Raw genomic sequence first — 26,996 nt, 5'->3', positions numbered from 1 at the left:
TTTATAGAAGGATATTTGCTGTCAGAAGCGAATTTTGTTTTTGAGGTGAAAAAAATGTTTGCTTCTGTCAGCGGAATGTCTGTCGACAATCTCTCAGCCCAGCCGGTCAGTGTCGAAGTGGATATTGCCAATGGTCTTCCCTGTCTGGAAATTGTAGGCCTTGCGGCCACTGCTGTGAAAGAGGCCAGAGACAGAGTCCGGTCAGCGTTGAAAAACTCAGGCTTCGATTTCCCTTTGAAAAAAATTACAGTTAATCTTGCTCCTGCAGACCTGCGCAAAGAAGGCTCCGGTCTGGATTTACCGATCGCTTTGGGTATATTGGCTGCCATGGAAGAACTGAATAACTCCGTATTGAACCGCTATGTTTTTGCCGGTGAACTTTCCCTGGAAGGCCTTTTACGTCCGATACCAGGTGTTCTGACCATGGCGCTGGCTTTAAAAAGCGGGCCGGAAAAACAAGTCCTGATTATACCGCCTGCGAATCTGGCCGAAGCAAGGCTTGTAACCGAAATAGAAAGTGCAAGCGTAATCAGTCTTGCTGAGTTAGTGGGGATTCTGAACGGAGAAGATCATTTTTCCGTTATTCCTTCCCCGCCCTCTGCTGAAATCTTTGAAAAGGTATCTGTGGACTGGTCGGATATTCACGGGCAGATGCAGGTCAAACGCGGACTGGAAATTGCCGCCTGCGGGGGGCACAACCTGTTGATGGTTGGTCCGCCCGGCTCTGGGAAAACGCTGCTGGCCAGAGCATTTGCCGGGGTTCTGCCGCCGCTCACGGTTGAGGAGAGTCTTGATGTGACTCAGCTTCACAGCCTGACTGGTATTATCCGGGGAAATGGGCAGCTGATTACGCAAAGGCCTTTCCGCAGCCCTCACCATACGGCTACAGTTGCCGGAATCATCGGCGGGGGACAGAAAATTAAGCCCGGGGAACTTGCCCTGGCCAATCACGGTGTTCTCTTTCTGGATGAGCTGCCTGAGTTTTCCCGGGAAGTCCTCGAAGCACTCCGTCAGCCGCTCGAGGACCGAAAACTGACGTTAATCCGTCTGAGAGGCAGAATGGAGTTTCCGACACGCATTTGTGTCATCGCTTCGATGAATCCGTGTCCGTGCGGCTATTTTGGAGAGAATGGCCGGGAATGTTCCTGCACGCCACTTCAAATCAGCCACTACCGCGGAAAGGTTTCCGGACCCCTACTGGACCGGTTTGACATCCAGCTGGAAGTCCCTCGTTTAAGCTATGGCGAGCTAAAGCGCGGGGATAACCGGGAAACCTCCGTTATGGTTCAGGAACGGGTGATCAAAGTCAGAGAACTCCAGCAAAAAAGATTAAAAGGAAGCCGGACAAATTCCGAGATGACCGGTCGCGAAACAAAAGTGCTGTGCCAATTGGACAGCGCCGGTGAATCCCTCCTGCAAAAAGTTTTTGATAAAAACCTCTTCAGTGCCCGGGCCCACGACCGTATCCTGCGTGTAGCCAGAACGATCGCCGATATGGCCGAATCTGATAATATACAGGCGGAACATCTAGCCGAATCATTGCAGTACAGGGCTTTGGACAGAACGAAGACGAATCAATGAAGTAATCAAATAAGTTCAGCAAAGTATAATCATAAATTTAATTACAAAAGATAATCCATATGTACATACACGAACAATCTGGGTCACTCCATAATATGGATATATAGTTCAGTTAAAGGAGTGATCCGTTTGCATCATCAGGTTCACAAGGGAGACAATTTATCTAAGATTGCACGCCAGCACGGCGTGACTGTCATCATCTTATTAAATTTGAATCCCCATTTAAGAAAGCGCAGACATCGTATTTATGTTGGTGAAAGAATCAGAGTAAAATAGTTGGAAATATTGGATACGTCATTGAATAAAAATCAAAAAGGAATAGCCGCGTACAATGCAGCTATTCCTTATCTGTTACTGAAATAAATTCTATTGTAATCCTTAAGTCTCAAATCTTTTTTATGTACACTGTATGCCGGTCCCAATCTCAGATATTACCCGAGTTTATACTGTGTCCCGGCGATTATCTCTTTGATCGGCGAGAAACTCTGCCTGTGGATTGGACAAGGACCAAAGCGGTTTATTACCTCCATGTGCAGCTTGGTTCCATAACCCTTGTGTTGATCAAAATGATATTCCGGATAAATCTGATGCATCTCATCCATCAGCGCATCCCTGGTAACCTTGGCCAGAATTGAAGCTGCGGCAATACTCGCACTAAGAGCGTCTCCACCAATAATGGCTTTCTGAGCCGTATCCATATTCAGCATGTCCCTGCCGTCAATAATGACGTAATCAGGGTTGATTTTCAGGTTTTCCAGGGCCCTTATCATCGCCAGCTTTGTGGCCCTTAATATGTTTAACAGGTCAATTTCGCCGGGCGTCGCACTTCCCAGTGCAAAAGCAACAGCCTGCTTTTTGATTTCTTCAGCTAAGTTCCTTCTTTTCTTTTCCGATAATTTCTTCGAGTCATTCAGGCCGGGAAGCTCAAACTCCCTTGGCAAGATACAAGCAGCGGCAATGACAGGACCGGCAAGCGGACCTCTTCCTGCTTCATCTATACCGGCAATCCGTGAATATCCTTCAGCAAACAAACCTTTTTCTATCTCCAGGAGTTTCCCTATCCTTTCGATTTCATCCATTCCTTCATCTCCCCAGCTGAATAAAATGTGGCACATACTCTAGAGACCAGTCTCCGTAATGTATAGAAGCGTCAAATTTTTAGTCCATAGTCACTTTGGCAATCTTACCGCTGCGGAATTCACGAAGAAAGATCTGGGCGGCTTTGAAGGTATCAATTCTGCCACCGCTGACTAGACAGCCCCTTCTGCGGCCAATCCCTTCAAGATCGGTCTCGTTTTCCCCAAGTTTGTAAAAGCTTTGCAGTTCCAGAGGATAATTCTGTTTAAGCCAGGCGAGCAGCCACTGAGCAAGTTCTTCCTGATCGAACACTTCATCTCTTACCGCACCGGTCACAGCGAGTTTCCTGCCTACTTCAGGATCATCAAATTTGGGCCAAAGCATACCCGGAGTATCAAGCAGCTCGACTTTATCATGTATCCTGATCCACTGGTTGCCGCGCGTAACACCTGGTTTGTTGCCCGTCTTGGCTTGTGAACCGCCGGTCAGCTGATTAATCAGCGTAGACTTGCCAATATTGGGTATACCAACAACCATGACGCGAATAGGTCTTCCCCGCACTCCCCTGGCGGCCAGCCGTTCTCTTTTATCCGTCATCAGTTCCTCGAGCAGCGGGACAATTTTTTTGACGCCAACATTGGTCATGGAACTAATCGCTAAAACAGGTCCTTCCTTGCCAAGTTTCACAAGCCACTGGTCAATCCTCTTTTTGTCAGCAAGGTCCGATTTGTTGAGCAAAAGCAAGCGGAGCTTGTTCCCAAGCAGCTGCTTCAGCAGAGGATTCCTGCTGCTCAGTGGCAAACGAGCGTCTCCCAGTTCCATGACAATATCAACCCAAGCCAGTTGTTCTTCGAGCTTTCTTTTCGCTCTGGTCATATGACCAGGATACCATTGAATGTTCATAATCCTCCATAGAAAACAAAAGAGCTGAATTTCTCCAGCTCTTTTCCATCTTCTCTGTTATTAGCGGCGTTCTCTGATTCTGGCCGATTTGCCGTAACGGTCACGCAGATAGTAAAGTTTCGCTCTGCGGACAATACCTTTACGTACAACTTCAATCTTGTCAATACGCGGAGAATGAAGGGGGAATGTTCTTTCTACACCTACTCCGTTGGAAACACGGCGCACGGTGAAAGTCTCCCTTAAGCCATCGCCCTTCCTTTTAATCACAAGCCCTTCAAAGACCTGAATACGCTCACGAGTACCCTCGATAATACGTACATGTACTTTGACTGTATCTCCAGGACGGAATGAAGGAATATTATCTTTAAGCTGCTGCTCTTCAATCATACGAATATAATCCATAATAAATTACCCCCTTCCTTGCCTAGATGTTCTTAACTTCTTACATCAAGCCAGAGGACCATCCGTTTTTTACACTGTATCATATTACCACACACACCAAAAATGCGCAATATGCTATATCTTTTTTACTAAATCTCTAGTTAATTTCCTCTAGTTAATTTCCTCTAGTTAATTTCTTCAAGTTTTCGATACAGCGTCAATTTTTGCTTGTCCTTCATATCTGCTTTTCATTTCTGTTTTTCTGATCTTTCTGATTCCAGGATTATATAAAACGGCCAAACCAGTATTTTTCAAATCCAAGTTTTGCCAAATAGGCTGTCCGCGTTGGCTTCCATAGAGAGATCGATGGGCTTGGTTTTTTATAATACTGAACCGATGAATATCGGGCCCGACCGAACCCGGTATTCATGATTCAGGTACCCTTTCCTTTATAGGTATATTCCGGCTTTGCCCCCCTGGACAGAAGATAGATATTTCTTGCCACAACATCCGCCTGGTAATGCGCAAACGCACCGGCTTTCGGTGCGTAGGCCCCCATTACCGGAAGCTTTACCGCTGCAGCATCACCAATGGCATAGATTGTCGGGTAATTTGTTTCCAAAGTGTGAAGGTCTACTTGAACAAATCCGCTGCTATCCACCAAATTTGACTTTCGTAATACCTCCGGGGTCCAGTGAGGCGCAATACCTAACAAAAGATCCGCAGCAATTTTCGTGTCATGATCCAGGATCAAAGCTTTTTCCTCAATCCTGAGCACTTTCGCTTCCGTGATCAATTTTATCCCTTTTTCAGCAAGCATTTTCCTTACACTTTGCCCAACCTTGGGCTTGGCTAATGGCTCCGGGGAGTAATCTGGCGTCACCAAGGTAAGCTCAATTTTATTTTGAATTCCCCTTTTCCGAAAAAACTGGTCCAAAAGAAACATTATTTCATAAGGAGCAGATGGACATTTGTATGGCAAGCTGGATATAAAAAAAACAATTCGTCCGGAGGAGAAATTGTTTAATTGCTGATTTATCTTTCTTACCCCATCAAAATCATAAGCATTTAAAGCATATTCTGTGAATCCGGGTACGGTCTCCGTGTGATACTCCACTCCCAAAGAAATAATCAAATAGTCAAAAGGCAAGACTCCCTGATTTGTTGAGACCTGATGTCCGGTTAAATCAATTTTTTGTACTTCCTGATGCAAAACATGGATATTCTTCTTTTTTAAATTGGTTAACTTCCTTGTTATATCCGCTGGTTTTCGCTGACCGATCATAAGGAGTGGATAAGAGGCTGCAAAGTGATGATTGAGTTCCCGGTCCACGACCGTTACCTGCATGGAATCCCCCGCCACATTTTTAAGAATATTGGAGGCAACAATACCGCCGATTCCCCCACCCAGAATTAAAGTGTTTTTCATAAGCTCACCCCAGCACTATTTTCTCCGAAAAAAAACACTTTATTCTTGTGCCTTGTCAATTCAAAAAATAACCAATTAATGGCCTCTGAGCCTGTCCAAAATAATTGCCGCAGCTGAACGGACAGACAGATGATTATAGTCTCCGAAACCGTAAACCGGCTTCAGAATATAATCTGCTTTTTCCATTTCTTCCTTTATGATGCCCCAACCTGTTCCGAAAAGCAGCAGAAAGTCCTCATCAGTTTCCTCGAGCTTCCGGCGCAGGTCGGAATATTCAATCGTATTCCGGTACAGTCTCGCATCCGTTGCAACCGTGAATAATTTCTTGCCGGGATTCTTGATTTTGATTTCCTGGACAGCTTCTTCCAGCGTCGAGGCAAGCTTCACTTTCTCAAAAGCTTCATATCTATTGGGATTATATTCAGCGCCATACCCTTCCCGCCAAAAGCCCATGATCCGCCGGGCTAGATCCTGCTGAGCCGGACCGGGATGGACAACATAATAGGTATTCACTCCATAAGTAGTTGAGCTTCGGGCAATATCGTGCAAGTCAAGGTTGGTTATCGACGTTGCGATCTGCTCCATATTTTTGTTGTAGACAGGTGCGTGAATAAGGGCTACATATAGTTCTCCCATTATTTCCTCCAGATCTTATTAAATAGTAATCTAGGGTTAGTCTGTGGGTCACAATACCGCTTTTCGGCCGTTGTGTCATCCTTGACACAAAAGGCCGCGCTACGCAATCCTGCTCCGCTCACAGCGGAACTGTGGCCCCCAGACTGATCGTAGGATTATTTACGCAGATCTGCATGCCAGAATGCAGATCTTTCTTCAGACGCATAAGCATTCACTTCGTAAGACGGCACTAGAAACGCCACGGAGGGCACAATAGCCGATAGCGGTAGTTTTGGCAAGCAGACCTGCCACAATAGGTCTTTATACTACTCGCTCTTAATTCGTTGTCTCCGCTTCAGAGCAGGCTTTAAATGCTCCCATTTCTCGCGATAAATCTTAATCTCCGGATGATCGAGCGTAAGTTCCTCTAAAAGCGGATAATCTGTTTGCTGAAACTCTATCTGCGGGATTAAATCACTTCTTTTCAGGAGAGTCCTTCTCAGAGACTCTTTTCTACGCCAGCGCTCAATATTGGCGTGATGTCCTGAAAGCAGAACCTCGGGCACCTGCATTCCTTCAAAGTCGGGAGGACGTGTATACTGAGGATACTCGAGCAGACCCTGACTGTGGGAATCATCCTCCTGAGAAACACTGTTCCCGAGAACGCCCGGCAAGAGCCTTGCCACCGAATCAATCATCACCATCGCAGCAAGTTCTCCTCCCGTTAAAACATAATCTCCGATGGACATCTCCTCATCGACCAGGACGCGTATTCTCTCGTCAAATCCTTCATAATGGCCGCACAAAAGAACTAACTCATCATATCCAGCCAGTCTCAAAGCTTCCCGCTGCTCAAATTTTTTTCCCTGAGGCGAGAGCAAAATAATTCGGCGGCTTCCTGCAGGCTCCGGCAAATTCCGGACAGCCTTGAACAGAGGCTCCGGCTTTAGAACCATTCCCGAGCCCCCGCCATACGGGATATCATCCACATTTTTATGTTTGCTCTCGGCATAATCGCGGAAATTAACAAGCGCTATCTCAAGCAGGCCCGCTTCCTGAGCCCTTTTCAGAATGCTTTCTTTTAATGGCGCAAACATTTCCGGAAAAATCGTCAGTACCGTAAACTTCATACGCAGCCTCTCTTTATGCTAAGACTCATCATCGAGTAACCCCGGAGGCAAAATGACATCCATTCTTTTCGCCGGGACATCCACCTTTTTGACAACGGTTTTTAAAGCCGGAACACAGAATTCGGTTTTTTCGCCGCGGACAATATAGATATCGTTCGAACCAGTTTCCTGAACTCTTATCAAAGTCCCCAGCAGAATATCATTCTCGTAAACCTGCATTCCCTCAAGCTCAAAGTAATACCAGCGGTCTTGCAGCGGAGGAATCTCCGATCGGTCTAGTCTGACCTCAAATCCACGGATCTTTTCAGCATCCTCCCTAGTAGCAATGCCTTCCAAAGTCAAGAACACGATACCTTTCGGATCAATCCTTACCCCCTGGACATGAAATTTTTTTTCAGTCCTTCCATCAGACAGATAAATTTCTTTCAGATCCCTGAACCGCTCCGTATTATCCGTAATCGGATATACCTTGATTTCTCCTTTGACACCCTGCGGTTTTAGGACCTCTCCAATTAATACACTTTCCAAGGCGTTACGCCCTTTCCTTTATAGAGTTCCGCGATCCATCATCCCATTTAAAGAAAACTTGGCCGTCGTCAGTTTTAGCTGCCCTTAGATGGTTCAGAAAGCACTTAGCGTTTTTCTAAACCAGTAAAGTCAAAAAGGGCCTGAGCCCTTTCCAACCTTACTGGTCAATATCAACAATAACCCTGCGTCCGTCTTTCACGGCCGCAGCCTTGACAATTGTCCGGATAGCGTTAGCGATCTTACCCTGTTTACCGATCACTTTGCCCATATCTTCCTGAGCAACTGTCAATTGAAGGTGCACAGTTCTCTCTGTAGCATTCTGAACCACAATAACTTCTTCAGGATGATCCACCAATGCCTTAGCTAGTACCTCTACGACTTCTTTCACAGGAGTCACCTCCATGCTTACTTGGATTTATGAAATTTCTCCATAATTCCGGCCTGACTGAGCAGAGATTTTGCGGTATCCGAAGGTTGAGCTCCCTGAGTCAGCCATTCCAGCGCTTTGATCTCATCTATCTTGATTTCATGAGGATTTTTGGTAGGATCATAATAACCAATTTCCTCAATTGCCCTGCCATCACGGCGGGATGCTGAGTCGCATACTACAAGACGGTAGAAAGGATTTTTCTTTGCACCCATGCGGCGCAAACGAATCGTTGTTGCCATAATTTCACCTCCTCCAACAAACTCTAAACCCATATATTCAACAACATCAATGATATTTGGGAGTCCGCAATGATTTAAAAGGAATATCTGATTGTTTAAATTGTGTTTAAATCGGCACTATATCTGGAAAGGGAATTTTGGGAAAGATTTCTTGCCCTGTTTTTTCCCTTTTTTCCCTTTCTTCGTACCGCCTTTGACGGCTCCTCCCATCCCTGGGAGTCCGGAAAGCTGTTTCATCATTTTCTTGGTTTGTTCATATTGCTTAAGAAGCCTTCCAACATCGACAACCGTTGTTCCGCTCCCTTTCGCTATCCTTTTTTTACGGGAGTCCTTGATCAGGATCGGTTTTCTTCTTTCATCCGCTGTCATCGAACAGATGATGGCTTCCGCCTTGTAGAACTCTTTCTCATCGATCTCGACGCCTTTCAGCTGCTTGCCGATTCCAGGCAGCATTTCCAGCACAGACGACAAAGGACCCATCGAGCGCAGCTGTTTGATCTGATCAAGATAGTCATCCAGCGTAAGCTCTTGTTTACGGATTTTCTCTTCCAGTTCCCTGGCTTTTTTCTCGTCGACATTCTGCTGGGCTCTCTCGATCAGAGTAAGCACATCGCCCATACCTAAAATCCTGGACGCGATCCGGTCAGGGTGAAAAACTTCCAAAGCATCCATTTTTTCACCGGTTCCGGCAAATTTGATCGGGCAGCCGGTCACTGCTTTGACGGAAAGCGCCGCACCGCCGCGGGTATCCCCGTCAAGCTTGGAAAGAATGACACCGTCAAGTCCGAGCTGTTGGTGGAAAGCATCGGCAGCATTCACTGCATCCTGACCTGTCATGGCGTCGACAACCAACAATATTTCATGCGGTTTGACATTTCCTTTGATTCTGGACAGTTCATCCATGAGTTCTTCATTAATATGCAGCCGTCCGGCAGTATCGATGATGACGACATCATTGCCATTTTTTCTCGAGAATACCAGACTCTCGGAAGCGATCTTCACGGGATTTTCCTGACCAAGAGAAAAAACCGGAACCTTGATCTGTTCCCCCAAAACTTCCAGCTGTTTAATTGCAGCAGGACGATAGATGTCACAGGCGACCAGCAGCGGGTGCTTCCCCTGCTTTTTCAGCATATTGGCGAGCTTGGCGCCATGAGTGGTTTTTCCGGCTCCCTGCAGTCCCACCAGCATAATAATTGTCGGCGGTTTGGAGGAAATCGATATTTTGCTTTCACTCCCACCCATCAGACGGATAATCTCTTCGTGGACAATTTTTATCACATGCTGCCCGGGAGTAAGGGATTCCAGTACTTCCTGACCTACAGACCTCTCCTTGATCCGGGCAATCAGTTCTTTGACGACCTTGAAATTGACATCTGCTTCAAGCAGCGCAATTCTAACTTCACGCAGGGCCTCTGTAACATCGGCTTCGGTTAATTTACCTTTTCCTCTAAGTCTTTTGAAAGTAGCCTGGAGTTTTTCGCTTAGACCCTCAAACATTGCCATCCCGGCGTCCCTTCTTTCCCCATCGTATTTTTATTCGCTATTCGAGTGTATCTGCGATAATCTCTTTGATCCGCATATTTATATCCAACTGACGTTTCCAGGCAGATCCGCTGGAGAAATCTTCTTGTTTTGCTTCTTCCAGCAAAGACTCTATGCGGTGGAATTTATCTCTTTCCTGGATAAATCGGAAAATGAGTCCAAGCTTGTGCTCATATCCCTCCAGAATCTTTTCAGTTCTTTTGAGTAAATCATAAACTGCCTGGCGGCTGATGCCTTCTTCGGCAGCAATCTCAGACAGTGAGTAATCCTGCTGATAGTACAGATCCCATATTTTTCCTTGCTTTTCTGTCAGCAAGGGGCCATAAAAATCAAATAACAAGGCTTTTTCAGCGATTTCTTTCATTTTGATATTCCGGCCTCACTGTAAAGTATTTTTGCTTTACACCATCTGTATCTTATCCAAAAATACCTTCGGTGTCAAGTTTTTTACTTGCGTGTGTTTTTCACTTACTGTTGGATTGGGATTAGCAAGTCAAAATAATAAGAAATTTGTAAATCATTGTCTGGTTTTAGCATTTTTAGAACTGGTTCACTTTATTTATTATCTTTTATTATTTATGCGTATAATTGACTTTATGATCAATGTATTTACATTTTAATGTATAAATTGCTATTTTTTCGTGGTAATATATTACATATATTTCAGAAAATCAAAGAAAATTCCGATAATATGATTGATAAATACTGTACGGAGAAATAAATATGAAAGTAACAAAGAATAAGACACTGATTTTTGTTTTCATTGCTGTTTATTATCTTTTTTACCTTACTGCGACCATTAGCCAATCCGATTTTTGGGGAAATATTCTCTCGCCGGTTGGTGCACTGATTTCATTTTTTCTGCTTTTGCAGGCCTATTATAAATCAAGCCAGCCAAAGTATGTTCGTACCATCTGGCTGTTTTTTTCTTTTGCTTCCCTTTTTTGGGCAGTCGGTGACTTTATGTGGGACTATTCTGTTTGGATACTTGGAATTGATCCAATAGATGATTTGTTTGTTGCAGCCCTGTATTTTGGCACCAATCTTTTTCTTTCGATCGGTTCTGTCATCTTTGCCCTAAACCGTTTCAGAAGATGGAATGTCCTGCAGCTACTGATTGACAGTCTGGCGATGTCTGTTTCCATTCTGCTGTTGATTTGGATCATTTACTTTGATGCGAACTACGAGAACCTTTATCTCGTTTCCAGAGGCGGCTGGACTTCAGCTATGAGCATTCTTCTTGATATTGGCATGATGACCGGTATAGCCATCTGGTTCTTCTCAATCCGGGCCGGTAATATCGCACCCTCCGTCCGGCTTGCAACAGGTGCCGTTTTGGCCTTTGCTTTGATCGATCTGGTCTATTATTATCTCTATCTGCATGATCTTTATATTCCGAATTCAGTGATTGATTCGGTTTATATGGCGACATTGCTAGGCATTGCGCTCAGTGCGCTTATAACACCCGAGGATATAAAAGCAGGGGCTGATGATACTGAGCTTTATGGGGATTATTCCAACGAAGGTTACCGGAATCAGGGGCTGCTCTTATTGGTAGGTCCAATTATCATTCTGTTTTTCGTTGGATTCGATATTCAGAGCTTATTGATTTATCTCATCATTATCTTTCTTCATGGAATACTGAGCAATCATATTCAGAATTCCATCAGAGACCAGCATCTCTTAAGAAGAGAAAAGGAGCTGAACGCTGAACTTGAAAAGCGTATTGATGAACGCACACGGGAGCTTTCGGAAAAAGCCAGAGAACTCGAGAAGAAAAACCGCCAGCTACATTATCTTTCCAGTCAAGATATCGTAACCAAGCTTTATAACCGCCGCTTCTTTCTGGAAGCTGTGCAGGAAAAAATCAAAAGCTGCCAGGACGATCATATTCTCGTCCTGTTATTTCTCGATATTGACCGGTTTAAAACAATTAATGATGTTTATGGCCATATTATCGGAGATAAACTGATCATTGCACTTTCCAAGCGTCTCCAGAAATTTATCGATCCTGAACATGACCTGCTGGCCCGCTTCGGCGGTGATGAATTTGTGCTGGCGTTCCATGGCAAATATCACAACGGAGATATTGAGAACCTGGCTCAAAGTATCATCGCCATCTGTGCAGAACCAATCCAACTCAGTAAATATACATTCCACATAACGATCAGTGTCGGGATCTCCATTTACCCGCATGATGCTTCAAGTCTTGACGCCCTGATCCAGAATTCCGATATAGCGATGTATGAGGCCAAAAAAATAGGGTTCAATAAATACGTCTTTTTCAATGAGCAAATCAATGCGATCCTCCAAAGGAATCTAAAGCTTGAAATTTTATTGCGAAAAGCGATCTATGATAAAGAATTTTCACTTCATTACCAGCCCCAGTTCAGCATACCGGATAACAGTCTTATCGGGATTGAAGCACTGCTCCGCTGGAATAGTCCAGCTGAAGGTTCAATTCCTCCGAGCGAATTCATTTCGATTGCAGAAGAGACAGACCTGATTATTCCGCTTGGAGAATGGGTGATGAACAGGGCGATCCGCCAAATTGCCGAATGGAACAACCGTTATCAGACCACTCTGAAAATGGGCATCAACGTTTCGATCAAACAGCTAAATCATAAAGAATTTGGGGAAATGATCAAATCAGCAATCAAGTTCTATGCTGTTCCTCCGGAATGGATTGATATGGAGATCACTGAAAGCATAGCAATCGAAGATGCCTACGATATTCACGAGATTACCAAAACGATCAGGGATATCGGAATCTCTGTCTCAATTGATGACTTTGGGACCGGTTATTCCTCTTTAAATCATTTGAAGATGTTCCCATTCGACCGCATAAAATTTTCCAAGCTCTCAATTGATCATATTGTCAATGATGAGTTTGACAAAGAAATTGTGCGTTCGATTATTGTGCTGGCGAATTTTATGAAAATTAAAACCATCGCCGAAGGCGTTGAAACTGCAGCCCAATACGACGTGCTCAAAGAATTGGGTTGTGATCAGATTCAAGGCTACTATCTGGCCAAGCCTATGCCGGCTAAAGAGTTCGAAAAAGTATTTTTCAGCCTGCCCCAGCAACTTATTTTAGAAAATTCTTCAGTAAATTCTTCAATCATTTCTTTATGAAATTTTACAGGATTTCCCTTGTTTTACTGAGTCGGCAGGATAGCGAAAAGCTCAGACTTCAGACGCTATTCTCCTGGCTCTTTTTTCTGCTTCGCGGCAGATTTTCTGCTCATCAAGTGTCAGCAGTCTCCCGTCTTCCATCAGGATCTTTCCGTCGACGATCACCGTTCTGACATCCCCGCCCCTGGCACAGTAAACCAGATGCGAAGGTATTGAGAACCTCGGATAGAAATGCGGCTGATCAAAGTCAATCGAAATCATATCCGCTTTATAGCCGGGCTGAAGTTTGCCTAGATCCTTCAATCCTGCCACGGTTGCCCCTCCGTCCGTCGCCATTTTCAGAACTTCATAGGCTTTGAGGTCTTCAGGGGAGCCAAGCAATTTTTGCTGGAAGGAAGCCGAACGCATTTCCCCAAACATATCAAGATCATTATTGCTGGAAGCACCATCTGTTCCGAGTCCGACAGCAATCCCCCGCTTAAGCATTTCCGGAATCCGCGCTGTTCCGCTGCTCAGCTTCATGTTGCTTTCCGGGTTATGGGCAACCCCTACGTTATACCTTTTAAGGATATCAAGTTCGGCATCATTCAGGTAAACACAATGGGCAGCAATAATCTGTCCTCCCAGTATACCCTGTTGTTCCAGCCAGCAGAGCGGCGTTGTTCCATATCTCTCCCTGATTGTAGCGATTTCGGATTCTGTCTCCGCGAGATGGATATGGATGCCGGCTCCTAACTTATCGGCCTCCTGTTTTACAGTCAGCAGAAATTCTCCGGAACAAGTATACGGGGCATGCGGGCCAAACATAATCTTAATTCGTCCGTCCCCGGCATTATGATATTTCCGGAATAATTCAATATTTTCCTGCAGCGATCTGTTGCCGGCTTCTTTATTATGATCAATCATGCCGCGGGACAGCAGTGCTCTGGTCCCTGATTCCAAAACTGCCCTGGCCGTTTCTTCTTCACTAATATACATATCCGTCATGGTCGTCGTACCGGAACGGAGCATCTCACAAAGAGCAAGCGAACTCCCCCAGTAGATATCTTCCGGTGTCATTTTATCTTCAAAAGGCCAGACCTTTTCCTGCAGCCAAGGCATAAGCGGCATATCATCGGCATAGCCGCGCAGCAGTGTCATTGCAGCATGCGTGTGCGTGTTAATAAGTCCGGGCATCACGACATGGTTGGTTAAATCCAGGACTCTGTCCGGATTAAAACCCGCCGGGGCTGTTCCTCTCTCCCCGACAGAAACAATCCGGTCCCCGTCTATCGCAATTTCTCCCTGCGGGTAGAAATCCTGCGCATCGGTCATCGGCAAAATCATCGCTCTGATTAGATACCTGGACATTGTTTGTTACCTTCTTTCTCTTCTATATTATTTGACCCCTGTTTGCAGAAAAAAACGGCTTAAATGAACCTGTACAGAAATCCATTTGAGCCGAATGTTTTTTTCTATTTTGTATTATCTTACCAGCATCTTCACCATATTTACAGAGTAGGGCGGGGATATGATCCCTTTTTCCGTAATAATCCCGGTAATATATTTTGCCAACGTAATATCAAAAGCAGGATTGTACACACTGACTTCATCGGGAACAATCCGTACATCCATGATTTTTCGAACTTCCTGATCGTCCCGCTCTTCCACAGGGATCTCGTCCCCTCCAGATATTTTCAAATCAATGGTCGTTGTCGGTGCCGCCACATAAAACGGAATTTGATGAGCAGCAGCCAGCACGGCCAGCGAATAGGTTCCGATCTTGTTGGCCGTATCGCCGTTGGCGGCGATACGGTCCGCCCCTACGATAACCATATCGACTTTCCCCTGCTGCATCAGATAGCCGGCCATATTATCCGTAATCAACGTCAACGGGATCTGATCCTGAAGGAGCTCCCAGGCCGTTAATCTAGCTCCCTGTAAAAGGGGTCTCGTTTCGCCTGCAAAGACATGAATTTTTTTCCCGGATTCATGTGCAGTCCTAATAATCCCCAGAGCTGTCCCAAATTCAACCGTAGCAAGACTGCCTGTATTGCAGTGCGTCAGGATATTTGCTTTTTCCGGAATCAGCGTGTTGCCATATTCCCCAATACGTTTATTCATTCTGCGGTCATCTTCGGCAATTTCATTCGCTTCATTGATTAAAGCTGCCCGAATATTTCCGATATCATTCATATTCAGAAATTCTCTGAATTTATCTTCCATTTTTCTAAGTGCCCAAAAAAGGTTTACAGCAGTTGGACGTGTTCCTTCCAAAACGGCTCGAACCTCATCCATATAATCTTTAAAGTCTTCACCGCTTCCGCGGTATTCGGCAGCCCCCAGCGCAAAGCCGTAGGCTGCAGCCGCCCCGATTGCCGGAGCTCCGCGAACTTCCATATTTTTTATTGCCTCTGCCATTTCTTTGTAAGAATGTATTTCGCGGTATTGTTCGACAAACGGCAATTTCGTCTGATCGAGTATCAACAAATGATCTCCCTGCCATTGAAGCGCTTTCACACGATTTCCGCCTTTCTTAAGAAAACTTGGCTGGTGTCAACCTTTAAAATAAGCCTGCTTCTTTGCTTCCGGTAGTACAGTAACACCGCTGGTCATGATCCATGATCTTACAGGTGCTTTCCACCAATGCTGCCACAGTTTTGCTCAACAAGTCCATAGTAGCGATTACTTCGGCATGTGTCAATGGGTCTTTTTTAATGCCCGCAGCCTGATTGGTTACGAGGGCCATGGTCGCATAGCACATTCCAAGTTCCCTGGCCAATACCACTTCCGGAACTCCGGTCATTCCTACCAGGTGCCCGCCCAGCATCCGGAACATGTTTATTTCCGCCGGAGTTTCAAAACGGGGACCTTCGGTACAGACATAGACCCCGCCGTTTTTCACGTTTAGGCCAGATCTTGCTGCACCTTCTATGATATGATTACGCACATCGGGACAGTAAGGTTCCGAAACATCGACATGCAAAACCCCCTGTTCCCCATCCTCAAAAAAAGTCGCCGCGCGGCTTTTCGTAAAATCGAGGAACTGGTCCGGCAAGACAATATCACCGATTCGATAAGCTTCAGACAGGGAGCCTACTGCACCTGTCGACAGAATCTTTTTCACGCCTATTTTTTTGAGGGCCCAGATATTGGCCCGGTAATTAATCAGGTGAGGCGGGTAGGTATGCTTTGCACCATGTCTTTTTAAAAACACCATTCCAATCCCGCCGATGAACCCTTCAGCCAGCGGAACAAAACCATACGGCGTTTCAACTGTCTCCTCGGTCCTATCGTCAAGCGCCAGATTTTCAATTCCGGTACCGCCAATCAGTGCAAAATCCAAGACTATTCCTCCTCAGAACGGTCAAACAAGGCCCTGGCAAATTCTCTCGGTTCAAAAGGCCTTAAATCTTCTGCCCCTTCACCGATTCCAATCAATTTTACCGGGATATCCGCTTCATTCCGGATCCCCAGGATTACACCGCCTTTAGCTGTGCCGTCCAACTTGGTGAGTATGATTCCTGTCACATCGACTGCTTCCTTGAACAGTTTCACCTGCTGGATGGCGTTCTGTCCGGTCGTCGCATCGAGTACCAGCAGCACCTCGTGCGGGGCATCCGGAACTTCGCGCTCGACCACCTTTTTGATCTTGGTCAATTCTTTCATCAGATTCACTTTATTGTGCAGTCTTCCGGCAGTATCGATCAATAGGACATCTGTATTCCGGGATCTTGCCGCATGAAGTGCATCGAAAGCCACCGCAGCAGGATCAGCCCCCTCCGACTGTTTGATGACCTCTGTCCCGGACCGTTCTCCCCATACTTCCAATTGCTCGATCGCTGCTGCTCGGAAAGTATCCCCTGCCGCCAGCAAAACATTTTTACCCTGGCCCTGCAGATTTTTGGCCAGCTTGCCGATCGTGGTCGTTTTTCCTACACCGTTGACACCAACGATCAGATAGACGGTGGGCTTGGAATCTGCAAAAGACAAGGGAATCTCTTCACCCAATAGCGCAGTAATATGTTCCTGCAGTACATCCCTCAGCCCGGAGCGGTCGTTAATTTTTTGTTCTTTGACGGATGCACGCAGCATTCCAACCAATTTCAGCGTTGTATTGACACCCACATCTGATTGAAGTAGAATCTCTTCCAATTCTTCATAAAGATCTTCATCAATTTTGCCTGAGCCGGTAAAAAGCTGTTCAACTTTGCCGACAAAACCTTCTCTGGTTTTGGTCAGGCGCTCTTTAAGTCTGGAAAATATTCCTGCCACTTCATCTTCTCCTATCAAAGCAATATTGGCACAACTGAAATTTTAGCACACTCGGTTAATTCTAACAACTCGGTCCATTCGACCAACCCTGAGGCTGGAACATACATTCTGAAATTTATTTACAAACTATTAAATTAATCTTGGGTAAGTCTGGTGGCCACAATACCGCTTTCCGGCCGTTGTGCCATCCATGGCACAAAAGGCCGCGCTGCGCTATCCTGCTCCGCTCACAGCGGAACTGTGGCCCCCAGACTGATCATAGGGTCATTTAAGCAGATCTGCATGCCAGAATGCAGATCATGTTTTGTATGGTATTTCCCTATGTTTTACTAGTCCCACGACTCCGAATAACACTAGCATAAAAAACTTTGACTTACTCCAAATTAAGTCTCCGTGATGGATAGCCAGCGTCAAGCGGAGCATGGAGTGCGGAGCGCGGCTGTTTGCGCCACGGAGGGCGCAATCTGCCGAAAGCGGCTATCCATCATGGAGACTAACCCAAGCAAAGCTAATTGTACAAAGCTAATTTTAAATTGCCGGAGCCTCTATTCTGTCTTCAAGCTCAACAGTCAAAAGCTTCGATACGCCGGATTCTTCCATGGTGATTCCATACAGCCTGTCCGCGGATTCCATGGTTCCCCTGCGGTGCGAGATAATAATAAACTGCGTATGTTTGGATAGTTTGCGCAGATACTGCACAAATCTTTTGACGTTGACTTCATCCAGTGCCGCCTCAATCTCATCCAGGAGGCAAAACGGACTCGGTTTGACTTTCAGGAACGCAAACAGCAAGGCAATTGCCGTAAATGACCTCTCCCCGCCTGACAGAAGCGACAGGAGCTGTGCCCTTTTGCCCGGGGGCTGGGCCATGATCCTGACTCCGGTCTCCAGAAGATTGTCCGGATCATCCAGTAACAGTTCAGCTTGTCCGCCGTTGAAAAGCTGTTTAAATACTTCTTTGAACGCTTCATTGACGGCCGTAAAGCCTTCCTGAAAACGTTCGATCATGCTCTTGTCTAGTTCCCCGATCAGCTCCTGAAGTGTCCTTCCGGCCTCATCCAGATCATTTTTCTGGGTGGACAGGAATTCAAATCGTTTCAGCGTTTCCGGGTATTCCTCAAGAGCTGTATAATTTACGGGTCCAAGTTCTTCGATTTTTTGTTTGTAAAAAGCAATCTTCTCCTGTAAAGAGTCTTTCTTTTCAGGCGAAAGATAGCCTAACGCGTCTTTCCAAGCCAAGTGGTATTCTTCCTGAAGGCGGTCATTTCCGGATTCCCATTCACCCTGCCAGCGGGCAATTCGGAGCTCATTCTGATGAATCTGCTGTTCCATGTCCCTGGCCTGACTCCGCAGCATCTGAATATCCTGTTCCTGCTTGAGATTATTCGCTGAGAAAGATTCTTTTTCCCTGCGCAGTTCGATAAGCTTGAATTTCTGAGCATCAATTTGGGCCGTGTATTCCTGAACACTATTTTCTTGTTGTTCCTTGCCGGAATACAGTTCCTGCTCAGCCTGTTGAAGCCCGACGATCTCCTTGTTCTTTTCTGCGATCAGGTCTTTATTAACTAGAATTCGCTCATTTTCCTCAGTGATCTGCTGAATGATCTGGTTAAACTCCTGCTCCGATCTGGCAGCCTCAACTTTGGCCGCAGTAATCTTTTCCGAGATTTCCTGCGCCTCTGAAGTTTTTTCTTTCAGCAGTTGTTCCTGCTCGGTCTGCTCTGACTGCAGAGCCAGAATCTTCTGTTCTGTTTCGTTCAGTAAGTGTCTGGTTTCTTCATATTTGACAGCAAATGCTGTCAGTTCACTGCAGACTTCATCCAGTTCATACCGGATAACCCGGAAATCCTGTTCCAGCCGGTTCATTCTTTCCTCGTGGTGTTTGCTGTCCACATCGATGATATCTTTAGCCCCATTAATTTTCAGCAATTCCATATCAATGGTTTCTTTCGCTTCCTCGAGGCCTTCCATTTCTTTCTTTATGGCAGTGTATCGCTGCTTCTTTTCTTCCAGTTCGGCCTGCATGTCCTTAGTCTTCAGAGACAGTTCTTCAATTTCTCTTGCTCTGCTTAAGAGGCCGCTGCTTTGAGATCTTGTGCTTCCGCCGGTAAGCGAACCGCCGATGTTGACCTGGTCACCCAAGAGCGTCACTACCCTAACCCGGTATTGGTTAGCTTTAGCCAGCTCAATCGCAGAATCCAGATTGTCTGCAACCAGAATTCTTCCAAGCAGCGACTCCATAATATCTTTAAAACGTGGCTCAAACTTGACCAGATCAACCGCCAACCCCTGAAAACCGTGATGCCGTCTCGTTTTGTCATCAAGGGACTGCCTCGTTCCGCGGATTGCATCCAAAGGCAGGAAAGTGGCGCGGCCGCTGTTCGTCTTTTTCAAGTACTCAATACACTTTTTCCCGTCCTCGGTTTTTTCCACAATAATGTTCTGCAAAGAACTTCCCAAAGCGGTTTCCACTGCAAGCTCATATTTGGCTTCTACTTCGATATTGTCGGCCACTGTACCGAATATAGTCTCACAGGTAATTTGGCCTTTCCGGTAAGCCAGAACCGTCTCCTTGACACCCCTGTTATACCCCTCCAGACTGTCCTGGAGTGTATGGAGGGCATGAAGTCTCGCCCCAGCCTGGTCAATTTTACGTTGAAGCTCCGAGCACGCAGTCTCGGCATTTTGTTCTTCCAGCCTGTTGTTTTGGATCGTCTTCCTGATATTTTCTATTTTTCTCAGAAGTTCGATCTCTCTGGCTTCCAGTTTTTGTTTTTCCTCAATTTGGGCAGTAATCTCCTGAAGCACAGATTCCTTCTCTGCTTCTTTGGCTTTGATATTTCGGGTATATTGTTTCTCTTGTTGAAGAAGAGCTTCTTTTTTTTGATTAATTTCAGCAATTTCACTAGCCAGTTTGCTCTTGTTGGAGAGTTCTTCAAAGATTTCCGTTTTCAGCTCTTCCAGACGTGCTTCCCCGCTTAATTTCCGAAGCTCTTCCAGCTGTTGTTCTTTCTCTTTTATATCCCTAGCTGCATTTTGGAGGATCTCCTGCAGAAGTGTTTGCTTTGCAGTAAGGTTTTTCTTTTTCTCAACGGATGCGGCCATCGTTTCCTGTGCGACCGCCAGTTCTTTTTGCAGGCGCCCAAATTGTTCCTGGATATAGCCGCTTCTCTCGGAAAGCAGGGATAATTCGTGCTCTGCTTCGTTCATTTTATTTTCGAGAGCGTATATTTCCCCCTGCAGGTCCTGAACGCGTTGTTCCAATTGATTCAGTTCGTACCTGCCGCGTACGCTCAGGTTTTCTTCTTCATTGACCCTCGTTGTCAGTGCCGTAAATTCCTGACGCAGCGTCTCTTCAGAGGTCTGGGCATTGGTCAGTTTACTGTGTATATCAGAAAGTTCATTAACGATTAAATTAATCTCGAGCTTTTCCAGACCTGAGATTAATTCCTTGCTTGTCCTGGCTGTTTCGGCTTGTTCGGCTAACGGCTCGATTCTGGCTTCGACTTCGGCGATGATATCGCTGAGACGATCGACATTTTGCCGGGTATCCTCAAGTTTTCTCAAAGCTTCTCTCTTGCGCAGGCGGAACTTACTGATGCCGGCGACCTCTTCAATCAGGAGACGCCTTTCATCAGATTTCAGATTTAGAATCTCCTCAATCCTGCCCTGTCCGATAATTGAAAATCCTTCTTTTCCCGAGCCGGTATCAAGAAAAAGTTCCTGAATATCTTTTAACCTGCAAGGCGTCCGGTTGATAAAATACTGCCCTTCTCCATCCCGGTAAACCCGGCGGGTAATGACAACTTCCTCATAATCCAACGGAAAAAGACCTGAAGCATTATCAAAGAGCAGAGATACTTCCGCCATCCCTACAGGCCTGCGGGACGAGCTTCCGGAAAAAATGACATCTTCCATTTTGCTTCCGCGGAGACTCTTGGCACTTTGTTCACCAAGCACCCAGCGTACAGCATCGGCGACGTTGCTCTTGCCGCTGCCGTTTGGTCCGATAATGACGCTCATGCCCGGCTGCAGGTCAATTTTTGTTTTATCTGCAAAAGACTTAAATCCCTGAATATGAATCGATTTGAGAAATAATTCCGCGTCCATTCCAGGTATCACCAATTTATACCTCCCATGCTTTCAGCGCAAAATGGGCTGCCTGCTGCTCTGCTTCTTTTTTGGTCTTACCGATTCCTTTTCCCTGCAGTTCACCATGAAGATAGACCCCTGCAGTAAACCGCTTATCGTGGTCGGGTCCTGTCTCTTCAATGATCCTGTAGCAAACCTCATATTCCTTCTTTTGCGCTTTTTCCTGAAGCATGGTTTTGAAATCTCCATAATTTCCTTCGTTAAGTTCCAGAATCTCCGGAACAAGCATGTCGAGTATGAATTTACGAACTTTTTCAAAGCCATACTGCAAATAAATCGCTCCAATGACTGCCTCCAGCGCATCAGCAATGATGGACGGCCTGTCCCTGCCGCCAGAGGATTGTTCCCCTTTACCCAGAAAGAGCGCCTGGCCCAAGTTAATACTGCGGGCTTTTCTAGCCAGCGTCGTTTCATTGACAACTGCAGCCCTCATTTTGGTAAGTTCACCTTCAGGCTTATCCGGATAGTTCTGATAGAGATACTCGCCAATGATAAAATCCAAAACGGCATCGCCTAAAAACTCCAGCCGCTGATTATTCTCCAACCCGCTGTTGGGATTTTCAAAAGTAAAAGAAGGATGCGTCAGCGCAGTAAAAATCAGTTCGCTTTGCAGGTTTTCCAGCCCTAACTGCCTGATAAAGGATTCAACTTCTCCCGTTTGTTCAAGGTATTTATTCCGGGAGCTCTTATGGAAATACGCGCGGCGGTTTCTTTTGGCCATGTATTGCTCCTTTCATCCTGAATGAGTTAAAAGCCCCGTAGTAGCCTAACTACGGGGCCTCGAAACTAGGCTTATTGGTTCTCTTGCACATACTTCACAACATCAGCAATGGACTGAATATTTTCCACCTCTTCATCGGCAATATCAAGGTTGAATTCCTCTTCAAGTGCCATGACAAGCTCAACAATGTCCAGAGAATCTGCGTTTAAAGCTTGGAACGTCGTGGTAGGAGTAATTTCATCTTCGCCTACTCCCAGTTGATCAATAACGATTGCTTTTACCTTTTCGTATACATCCATTTATGCCACCCCCTCTCAGATAGTTTATTTCTTACCCTATTATTCTGAGCAGTAAAGTCTTTTATTCAGAATTGTACCAGTATTTATCAATAATGCAAGCAACTTTTTCATGGCAGCAGTCTATTTTTGCGTACTTTTTTCTAAACCATCGACGATTTTTTCAATAATTTGTCCTTCGATACATTCTTTGGCTACACGAACAGCATTAAAAATAGCATTTTCTTTGGAACTTCCGTGACAGATAATACTTGTACCGTCCACTCCGAGAAGCGGGGCCCCACCGTACTCAGAATAATCCAGCATGTGTGCAATTTCTTTCAATCCGGGTTTAACCAGTATTGCTCCTATTTTCCTGATAGTGCTAGCTGTAATTTTTTGCATAATCAGCTGGAAAAGCGATGATGACATTCCTTCAATGGTTTTTAGTACAATGTTGCCGACAAAAGCATCACAGACAATGACATCTGCAGTCCCATAGGGAATGTCCCTGCCTTCAATATTTCCGGCAAAATTCAGGGAAGATTGTTTTAGCAGGTCATAAGCAGCCTGAACAAGTTCGTTCCCTTTACCCTCTTCACTGCCAATATTCAGCAAGGCGACCTTGGGACTTTTAAGCCCCAGAATCTTTTCGGCGTAGATACTTCCCATCATCGCATACTGCAGAAGGTTTTCCGGTTTGGCATCCGGATTGGCACCGACATCGAGCAGCAGCTTTCCGCCTTGAAGCGTCGGCAGGACCGTACAGATTGCAGGCCGGTTAATTCCTTTAATTCTGCCTAAGCCCAGCAAAGCTGAAGCCATCTGTGCTCCGGTGCTGCCTGCTGACACCAGAGCATTCGCATATCCTTCCTTCACGAGTCTCGTGGCGACAACAATAGAGGCATCTTTTTTCTTCTTAATCGCAGCGGCCGGATGTTCATCCATCTCAATGACTTCGGAACATTCATAAATCTCAATCGTGCTTTTTAAGTCTTCAGGTATATGTAAGTCTATCTTGTCTTTCTGTCCGACAAGGATGATCTGGATATCCGGAAGAATCTTGGCCGCTTTTAAGGCGCCTTTGACAATCTCTCCGGGCGCATGATCTCCGCCCATGGCATCAACGGCGATTTTCATCCACGACATACCCCCTTTCTCTCATTATATACAGAAAACTTGGCTGACGCCAAGCTTTGATCTGTTTTTTCGAGTACTCTAACTTATTATTCACCCATAGAGATGACTTCTTTGCCATTGTAATAGCCGCAGTTCGCACAAATATGATGCTGAAGCTTCTGTTGATGGCACTGGGGGCATTCCACAAGATTAGGAACGGACAGCTTATCCATTGCTCTGCGCCTGCGGACTCTAGATTTGGATTGTTTATTTTGATGAACACCCATTGATATTACACCCCCTTATTCCATTTGGATAATATTTCTAAGCGAGGATCAATATCCTCAGTGGAGCACGAACAAGGATTCACATTGCGGTCAGCGCCGCATTTCAGACAGAGCCCCCTGCAGTCTTCAGAACATAAGAACTTTAAAGGAAGCTGCAGCAGCATATGCTCTACAATCCTGTCGTCAATCGGGAATTCGTCCTTTTCAAAAACCAGTATGCTGTCGTCTTTGGCTTCAGAAGCAAATTCTGCCGGGACCCATTCGTCTTCAAAAACAATCTTCAGATTATACGGGAATTCTTTCAGACATCTGGAACAACTAACAGCAATCACAGACGATATTTTCCCATTCACCAAGAGTGATTTGCCAACATTTTCAGCTTTTAATTCCACTTCAAGCGGGGATAAGAAACGATAAGACTCATTTCCGAGCTGCAAAGGTGGAAAATTTTCTTCATTAAAACTAAAAGTTTTTGACCCACCCTCGGCCCGCCTTAATTGAAAAACATTGACGATCACCAGCAATCACCTCGATATGCAACAACTGTAATTATAGTTATCACTTTTTTCTTTGTCAAGAAAGGATTACATCTTCTGGATGATTTCCTCAGTATCCAAGGCAATCATAAGTTCTTCGTTTGTCGGGATAACCATAACCTTGCATCTGGCTCCCCACTTGGAAATGTCCACTTCTTGCCCTACGGCCGCTTCATTTTTCTCATCGTCAATACTGACACCGATGCAGCCCAGCGTATCACAGATTGACCGGCGAATTAAAGGAGAGTTTTCTCCCAGTCCGGCTGTAAATATGATCCCGTCGACGCCGTCTAGAATTGCAGCATAGGCACCAATGTATTTTTTAACGTCATGAACAAAAACATCCAGGGCAAGCTGGGCACGGTAATTGCCTTCGTCAGCAGCTTTCTGTAAATCGCGAAAATCACTGCTGACTCCCGAAAGGCCAAGTACGCCGCTTTTCTTGTTTAACAGCGCATTGACTGCGTCCCCGGAGATCCTTTCTTTTTTCATGATAAACGGAACAATGGCCGGATCAAGATCCCCCGACCGAGTGCCCATCATCAGCCCCTCCAGCGGTGTGAACCCCATGGAATTTTCAACTGATTTCCCATATTTTACAGCCGTAAGTGAAGATCCGTTACCCAGATGGCAGCTGATCAGCTTTAACTTTTCCAGCGGTTTGCCCATGACCACCGCGGCCCGCTGGCTGACATACTTATGTGAGGTCCCATGGAAACCGTATCTGCGGATCTTGTACTTTTCATACAGCTCGTAAGGTATCCCGTAGATATAAGCCTCCGGAGGCATCGTTTGATGGAATGCCGTATCAAACACCGCAACCTGAGGTGTCCCCGACATCATCTGTTCGCAAGCAATAATCCCCGCCAGGTTGGCTGGATTATGAAGCGGTCCAAGTTCAAAACACTCTTCAATCGCCTGTTTGACCTCTGCATTCACAAGCACGGAGCCGGACACTTTTTCTCCACCATGGAGCACTCTGTGCCCTACTGCATCAATTTCTTCCAGTGACGTTAAAACACCAAAATTCGGATCGATCACAGCCTGTAAAACCAATTTGATCGCAGCTGTATGATCCGGCAAATCAGCAATAATGACCTCTTTTTCTCCACCTTTCGGACGATGCGTAAGCATCGCTCCGGGAAGCCCGATTCTTTCCACCAGGCCTTTTGCCATCGCACTCTTCGTTTCCATATCCATCATCTGGTATTTGAGCGATGAGCTGCCGCAATTTAGCACGAGAATCTTCACAAATTACACTCCTTTACTCTCTTCCACCAATCAAGATACATTGCCTATATAATATTGTATTTTTTTCTCTTTCTTATCTTTGTATACTCCGGTTATATAAATCACATATAGGAATACCCTAAATATGAGTGAAATAAAGTAAACAATATATGAACTGATTATAAAGAGTCTATCATATCTTTGTGCCCTGTCAACCCCTTTTGGTGTTCCGTTCTAAATACGCTAAAGGATGGTGACGACTGCCTTGCCATTCCTGAGAATCCTGCTCTTTTTAATACTTGCCGCCTGTATGTTCATTTATCCTCAGGAAGTATTGAGTTCTGCCGCCAAAGGCTTAACGCTTTGGGTAAATTATATCTTGCCGGCCTTATTTCCATTCTTCATTGTCTCTGAACTTCTTCTGCAGCTTGGCCTAGTCAACTTTCTGGGAGTCTTGCTCGAACCACTGATGCGTCCTGTTTTTCGCCTGCCGGGCAAAGCCTCTTTTGTTTTGGCCATGACACATACTTCGGGGATTCCGATCGGAGCGATACTGACATGCAAACTAAGGAAAAACGGAGATATTACACGGATCGAAGGGGAAAGACTTCTTGCTTTTACTAGCAATCCCAGTCCAGGTTTTATGTTCGGGGCAGTGGCGTCGGGGATGCTTGGAAACCCTGCCCTGGGCATTATTATTGCAGGATCTGTTTATCTGGCCAACCTGCTGGTCGGTTTGATTTTTCGTAATTATGGTGTTTCATCCGAAAAGGCTATTCCAAGAACGAATTCTTCCTGGAGAAAGGCTTTGCGTGAATTAAAAAACCTCCAACAAAACAATAAAACCATTGGCGCATTATTGGCTGATGCAGTCAGGGAAAGTACGTCAACGATTATCCTGGTTGGAGGATATATCATTTTTTTCTCTGTAATAACCCATCTTCTAACAGTAACGCATCTAAGCTCCGTTCTAGCCGACACATTCCATTTCCTCTCGGCCGGGTCCATTTCTATTCTGGAAGCAAATGCCATCATCCAGGGATTCTTGGAAACCACCTTGGGCTGTAATGCAGCCGTCCAGGCCTTTTCATCCCTGAACAGCAAGATTGGGGTCCTTGCCTTGCTGCTTGGATGGGGGGGGATTTCTGTTTTTGCACAGGTATCCAGCTTTACGGCGTCGACAGATCTTCGGCTCCTTCCATTTATAGCCGGTAGAACTATCCATTCCTTTTTGGCGCTTCTGATCAGTCAGCTACTGCTAAAATTCAGCCATATTCCAACCTCCGGCCTCCCTGTACAGCCAACTGGGGGTGATGCTTCCTGGCTGTTGTCCTTAAGATGGAGCAGCCTGTATTTTTGCCTATGCAGTTTGGCCCTGCTTTTCATTGTCTTCATGATTGGAATATGGAAAAAAGTGCACCGCCATTAA

25 protein-coding genes are annotated in these 26,996 nt (G+C 45.6%); 3 read left to right on the top strand and 22 right to left on the bottom strand.

Annotated elements, in window-relative coordinates; all coding sequences use genetic code 11:
• The first annotated feature begins 54 nt into the window (after window positions 1-54).
• On the top strand, window positions 55-1,581 hold the full coding sequence (locus DEHRE_RS05065; RefSeq protein ID WP_025205374.1) for a YifB family Mg chelatase-like AAA ATPase: 1,527 nt from the start codon (window positions 55-57) through the stop codon (window positions 1,579-1,581).
• A gap of 431 nt (window positions 1,582-2,012) precedes the next feature.
• On the opposite strand, the gene DEHRE_RS05060 is transcribed toward DEHRE_RS05065, so the two are convergent.
• The 11 genes from DEHRE_RS05060 to ylxM form a co-directional block, all read right to left on the bottom strand.
• Window positions 2,013-2,660: a ribonuclease HII gene (locus DEHRE_RS05060; protein WP_019225638.1), complete on the bottom strand. Its 648-nt coding sequence runs from the start codon at window positions 2,658-2,660 to the stop codon at window positions 2,013-2,015.
• Between the two features lie 79 nt (window positions 2,661-2,739).
• Window positions 2,740-3,561: a ribosome biogenesis GTPase YlqF gene (gene ylqF / locus DEHRE_RS05055; protein WP_019225639.1), complete on the bottom strand. Its 822-nt coding sequence runs from the start codon at window positions 3,559-3,561 to the stop codon at window positions 2,740-2,742.
• A gap of 60 nt (window positions 3,562-3,621) precedes the next feature.
• Window positions 3,622-3,963, bottom strand: a complete 342-nt coding sequence (gene rplS, locus DEHRE_RS05050) for a 50S ribosomal protein L19 (protein WP_015044180.1) — start codon at window positions 3,961-3,963, stop codon at window positions 3,622-3,624.
• A 262-nt stretch (window positions 3,964-4,225) separates the two neighbouring features.
• The gene (locus DEHRE_RS05045) at window positions 4,226-5,371 is read right to left on the bottom strand and encodes an NAD(P)/FAD-dependent oxidoreductase (RefSeq protein WP_419724129.1); all 1,146 of its coding nucleotides are present in this window, start codon (window positions 5,369-5,371) and stop codon (window positions 4,226-4,228) included.
• A gap of 75 nt (window positions 5,372-5,446) precedes the next feature.
• On the bottom strand, window positions 5,447-6,007 hold the full coding sequence (locus tag DEHRE_RS05040) for an RNA methyltransferase (RefSeq protein ID WP_019225642.1): 561 nt from the start codon (window positions 6,005-6,007) through the stop codon (window positions 5,447-5,449).
• Between the two features lie 305 nt (window positions 6,008-6,312).
• Window positions 6,313-7,116 (bottom strand): tRNA (guanosine(37)-N1)-methyltransferase TrmD, encoded by an 804-nt coding sequence (trmD, locus tag DEHRE_RS05035; RefSeq protein ID WP_019225643.1) that lies wholly within the window; start codon window positions 7,114-7,116, stop codon window positions 6,313-6,315.
• A gap of 18 nt (window positions 7,117-7,134) precedes the next feature.
• Complete coding sequence (rimM, locus tag DEHRE_RS05030; protein ID WP_019225644.1) at window positions 7,135-7,644, bottom strand: ribosome maturation factor RimM; 510 nt, start codon at window positions 7,642-7,644, stop codon at window positions 7,135-7,137.
• Window positions 7,645-7,801: 157 nt separating this feature from the next.
• Complete coding sequence (locus tag DEHRE_RS05025) at window positions 7,802-8,032, bottom strand: KH domain-containing protein (RefSeq protein WP_015044186.1); 231 nt, start codon at window positions 8,030-8,032, stop codon at window positions 7,802-7,804.
• A gap of 17 nt (window positions 8,033-8,049) precedes the next feature.
• Window positions 8,050-8,313 carry a 30S ribosomal protein S16 gene (gene rpsP, locus DEHRE_RS05020; protein ID WP_015044187.1) on the bottom strand — a complete coding sequence of 88 codons (264 nt, stop codon included), beginning with the start codon at window positions 8,311-8,313 and terminating at the stop codon, window positions 8,050-8,052.
• A gap of 117 nt (window positions 8,314-8,430) precedes the next feature.
• Complete coding sequence (ffh, locus tag DEHRE_RS05015; protein ID WP_025205371.1) at window positions 8,431-9,813, bottom strand: signal recognition particle protein; 1,383 nt, start codon at window positions 9,811-9,813, stop codon at window positions 8,431-8,433.
• 43 nt (window positions 9,814-9,856) lie between these two features.
• Window positions 9,857-10,222, bottom strand: a complete 366-nt coding sequence (gene ylxM / locus DEHRE_RS05010; protein WP_019225646.1) for a YlxM family DNA-binding protein — start codon at window positions 10,220-10,222, stop codon at window positions 9,857-9,859.
• A gap of 359 nt (window positions 10,223-10,581) precedes the next feature.
• Between ylxM and DEHRE_RS05005 the strand changes: the two genes are divergently transcribed.
• Window positions 10,582-12,993: a putative bifunctional diguanylate cyclase/phosphodiesterase gene (locus DEHRE_RS05005; protein WP_019225647.1), complete on the top strand. Its 2,412-nt coding sequence runs from the start codon at window positions 10,582-10,584 to the stop codon at window positions 12,991-12,993.
• Window positions 12,994-13,044: 51 nt separating this feature from the next.
• Here DEHRE_RS05005 and DEHRE_RS05000 read toward each other — a convergent pair whose 3' ends face one another.
• The 11 genes from DEHRE_RS05000 to DEHRE_RS04950 all read right to left on the bottom strand — a co-directional run bounded on the left by DEHRE_RS05000 (window position 13,045) and on the right by DEHRE_RS04950 (window position 25,588).
• A complete protein-coding gene (locus DEHRE_RS05000; protein ID WP_019225648.1) occupies window positions 13,045-14,343 on the bottom strand; it encodes an amidohydrolase in 1,299 nt (432 codons plus the stop codon).
• Window positions 14,344-14,457: 114 nt separating this feature from the next.
• Window positions 14,458-15,492, bottom strand: a complete 1,035-nt coding sequence (mtnA, locus tag DEHRE_RS04995) for an S-methyl-5-thioribose-1-phosphate isomerase (protein ID WP_019225649.1) — start codon at window positions 15,490-15,492, stop codon at window positions 14,458-14,460.
• A gap of 43 nt (window positions 15,493-15,535) precedes the next feature.
• Entirely contained in the window at window positions 15,536-16,318 is a 783-nt protein-coding gene (mtnP, locus tag DEHRE_RS04990) for an S-methyl-5'-thioadenosine phosphorylase (protein ID WP_019225650.1), read from the bottom strand.
• 2 nt (window positions 16,319-16,320) lie between these two features.
• Window positions 16,321-17,247, bottom strand: a complete 927-nt coding sequence (ftsY, locus tag DEHRE_RS04985) for a signal recognition particle-docking protein FtsY (protein WP_025205370.1) — start codon at window positions 17,245-17,247, stop codon at window positions 16,321-16,323.
• Between the two features lie 528 nt (window positions 17,248-17,775).
• On the bottom strand, window positions 17,776-21,369 hold the full coding sequence (gene smc, locus DEHRE_RS04980; protein WP_025205369.1) for a chromosome segregation protein SMC: 3,594 nt from the start codon (window positions 21,367-21,369) through the stop codon (window positions 17,776-17,778).
• Window positions 21,370-21,373: 4 nt separating this feature from the next.
• On the bottom strand, window positions 21,374-22,120 hold the full coding sequence (gene rnc / locus DEHRE_RS04975; protein ID WP_019225653.1) for a ribonuclease III: 747 nt from the start codon (window positions 22,118-22,120) through the stop codon (window positions 21,374-21,376).
• Window positions 22,121-22,191: 71 nt separating this feature from the next.
• The gene (acpP, locus tag DEHRE_RS04970; protein ID WP_015044197.1) at window positions 22,192-22,419 is read right to left on the bottom strand and encodes an acyl carrier protein; all 228 of its coding nucleotides are present in this window, start codon (window positions 22,417-22,419) and stop codon (window positions 22,192-22,194) included.
• Between the two features lie 120 nt (window positions 22,420-22,539).
• On the bottom strand, window positions 22,540-23,535 hold the full coding sequence (plsX, locus tag DEHRE_RS04965) for a phosphate acyltransferase PlsX (protein WP_025205368.1): 996 nt from the start codon (window positions 23,533-23,535) through the stop codon (window positions 22,540-22,542).
• 86 nt (window positions 23,536-23,621) lie between these two features.
• Window positions 23,622-23,801, bottom strand: coding sequence for a 50S ribosomal protein L32 (gene rpmF, locus DEHRE_RS14365; protein WP_015044199.1), 180 nt, complete (start codon window positions 23,799-23,801; stop codon window positions 23,622-23,624).
• Window positions 23,802-23,806: 5 nt separating this feature from the next.
• The gene (locus DEHRE_RS04955) at window positions 23,807-24,319 is read right to left on the bottom strand and encodes a YceD family protein (protein WP_015044200.1); all 513 of its coding nucleotides are present in this window, start codon (window positions 24,317-24,319) and stop codon (window positions 23,807-23,809) included.
• A gap of 66 nt (window positions 24,320-24,385) precedes the next feature.
• A complete protein-coding gene (locus DEHRE_RS04950) occupies window positions 24,386-25,588 on the bottom strand; it encodes an acetate/propionate family kinase (RefSeq protein WP_019225655.1) in 1,203 nt (400 codons plus the stop codon).
• A 229-nt stretch (window positions 25,589-25,817) separates the two neighbouring features.
• Between DEHRE_RS04950 and ylbJ the strand changes: the two genes are divergently transcribed.
• A complete protein-coding gene (gene ylbJ, locus DEHRE_RS04945) occupies window positions 25,818-26,996 on the top strand; it encodes a sporulation integral membrane protein YlbJ (RefSeq protein WP_019225656.1) in 1,179 nt (392 codons plus the stop codon).

The organism is Dehalobacter restrictus DSM 9455 (assembly GCF_000512895.1).
Classification (GTDB): domain Bacteria; phylum Bacillota; class Desulfitobacteriia; order Desulfitobacteriales; family Syntrophobotulaceae; genus Dehalobacter; species Dehalobacter restrictus.
This window is presented reverse-complemented; position numbering and strand designations above follow the sequence as displayed.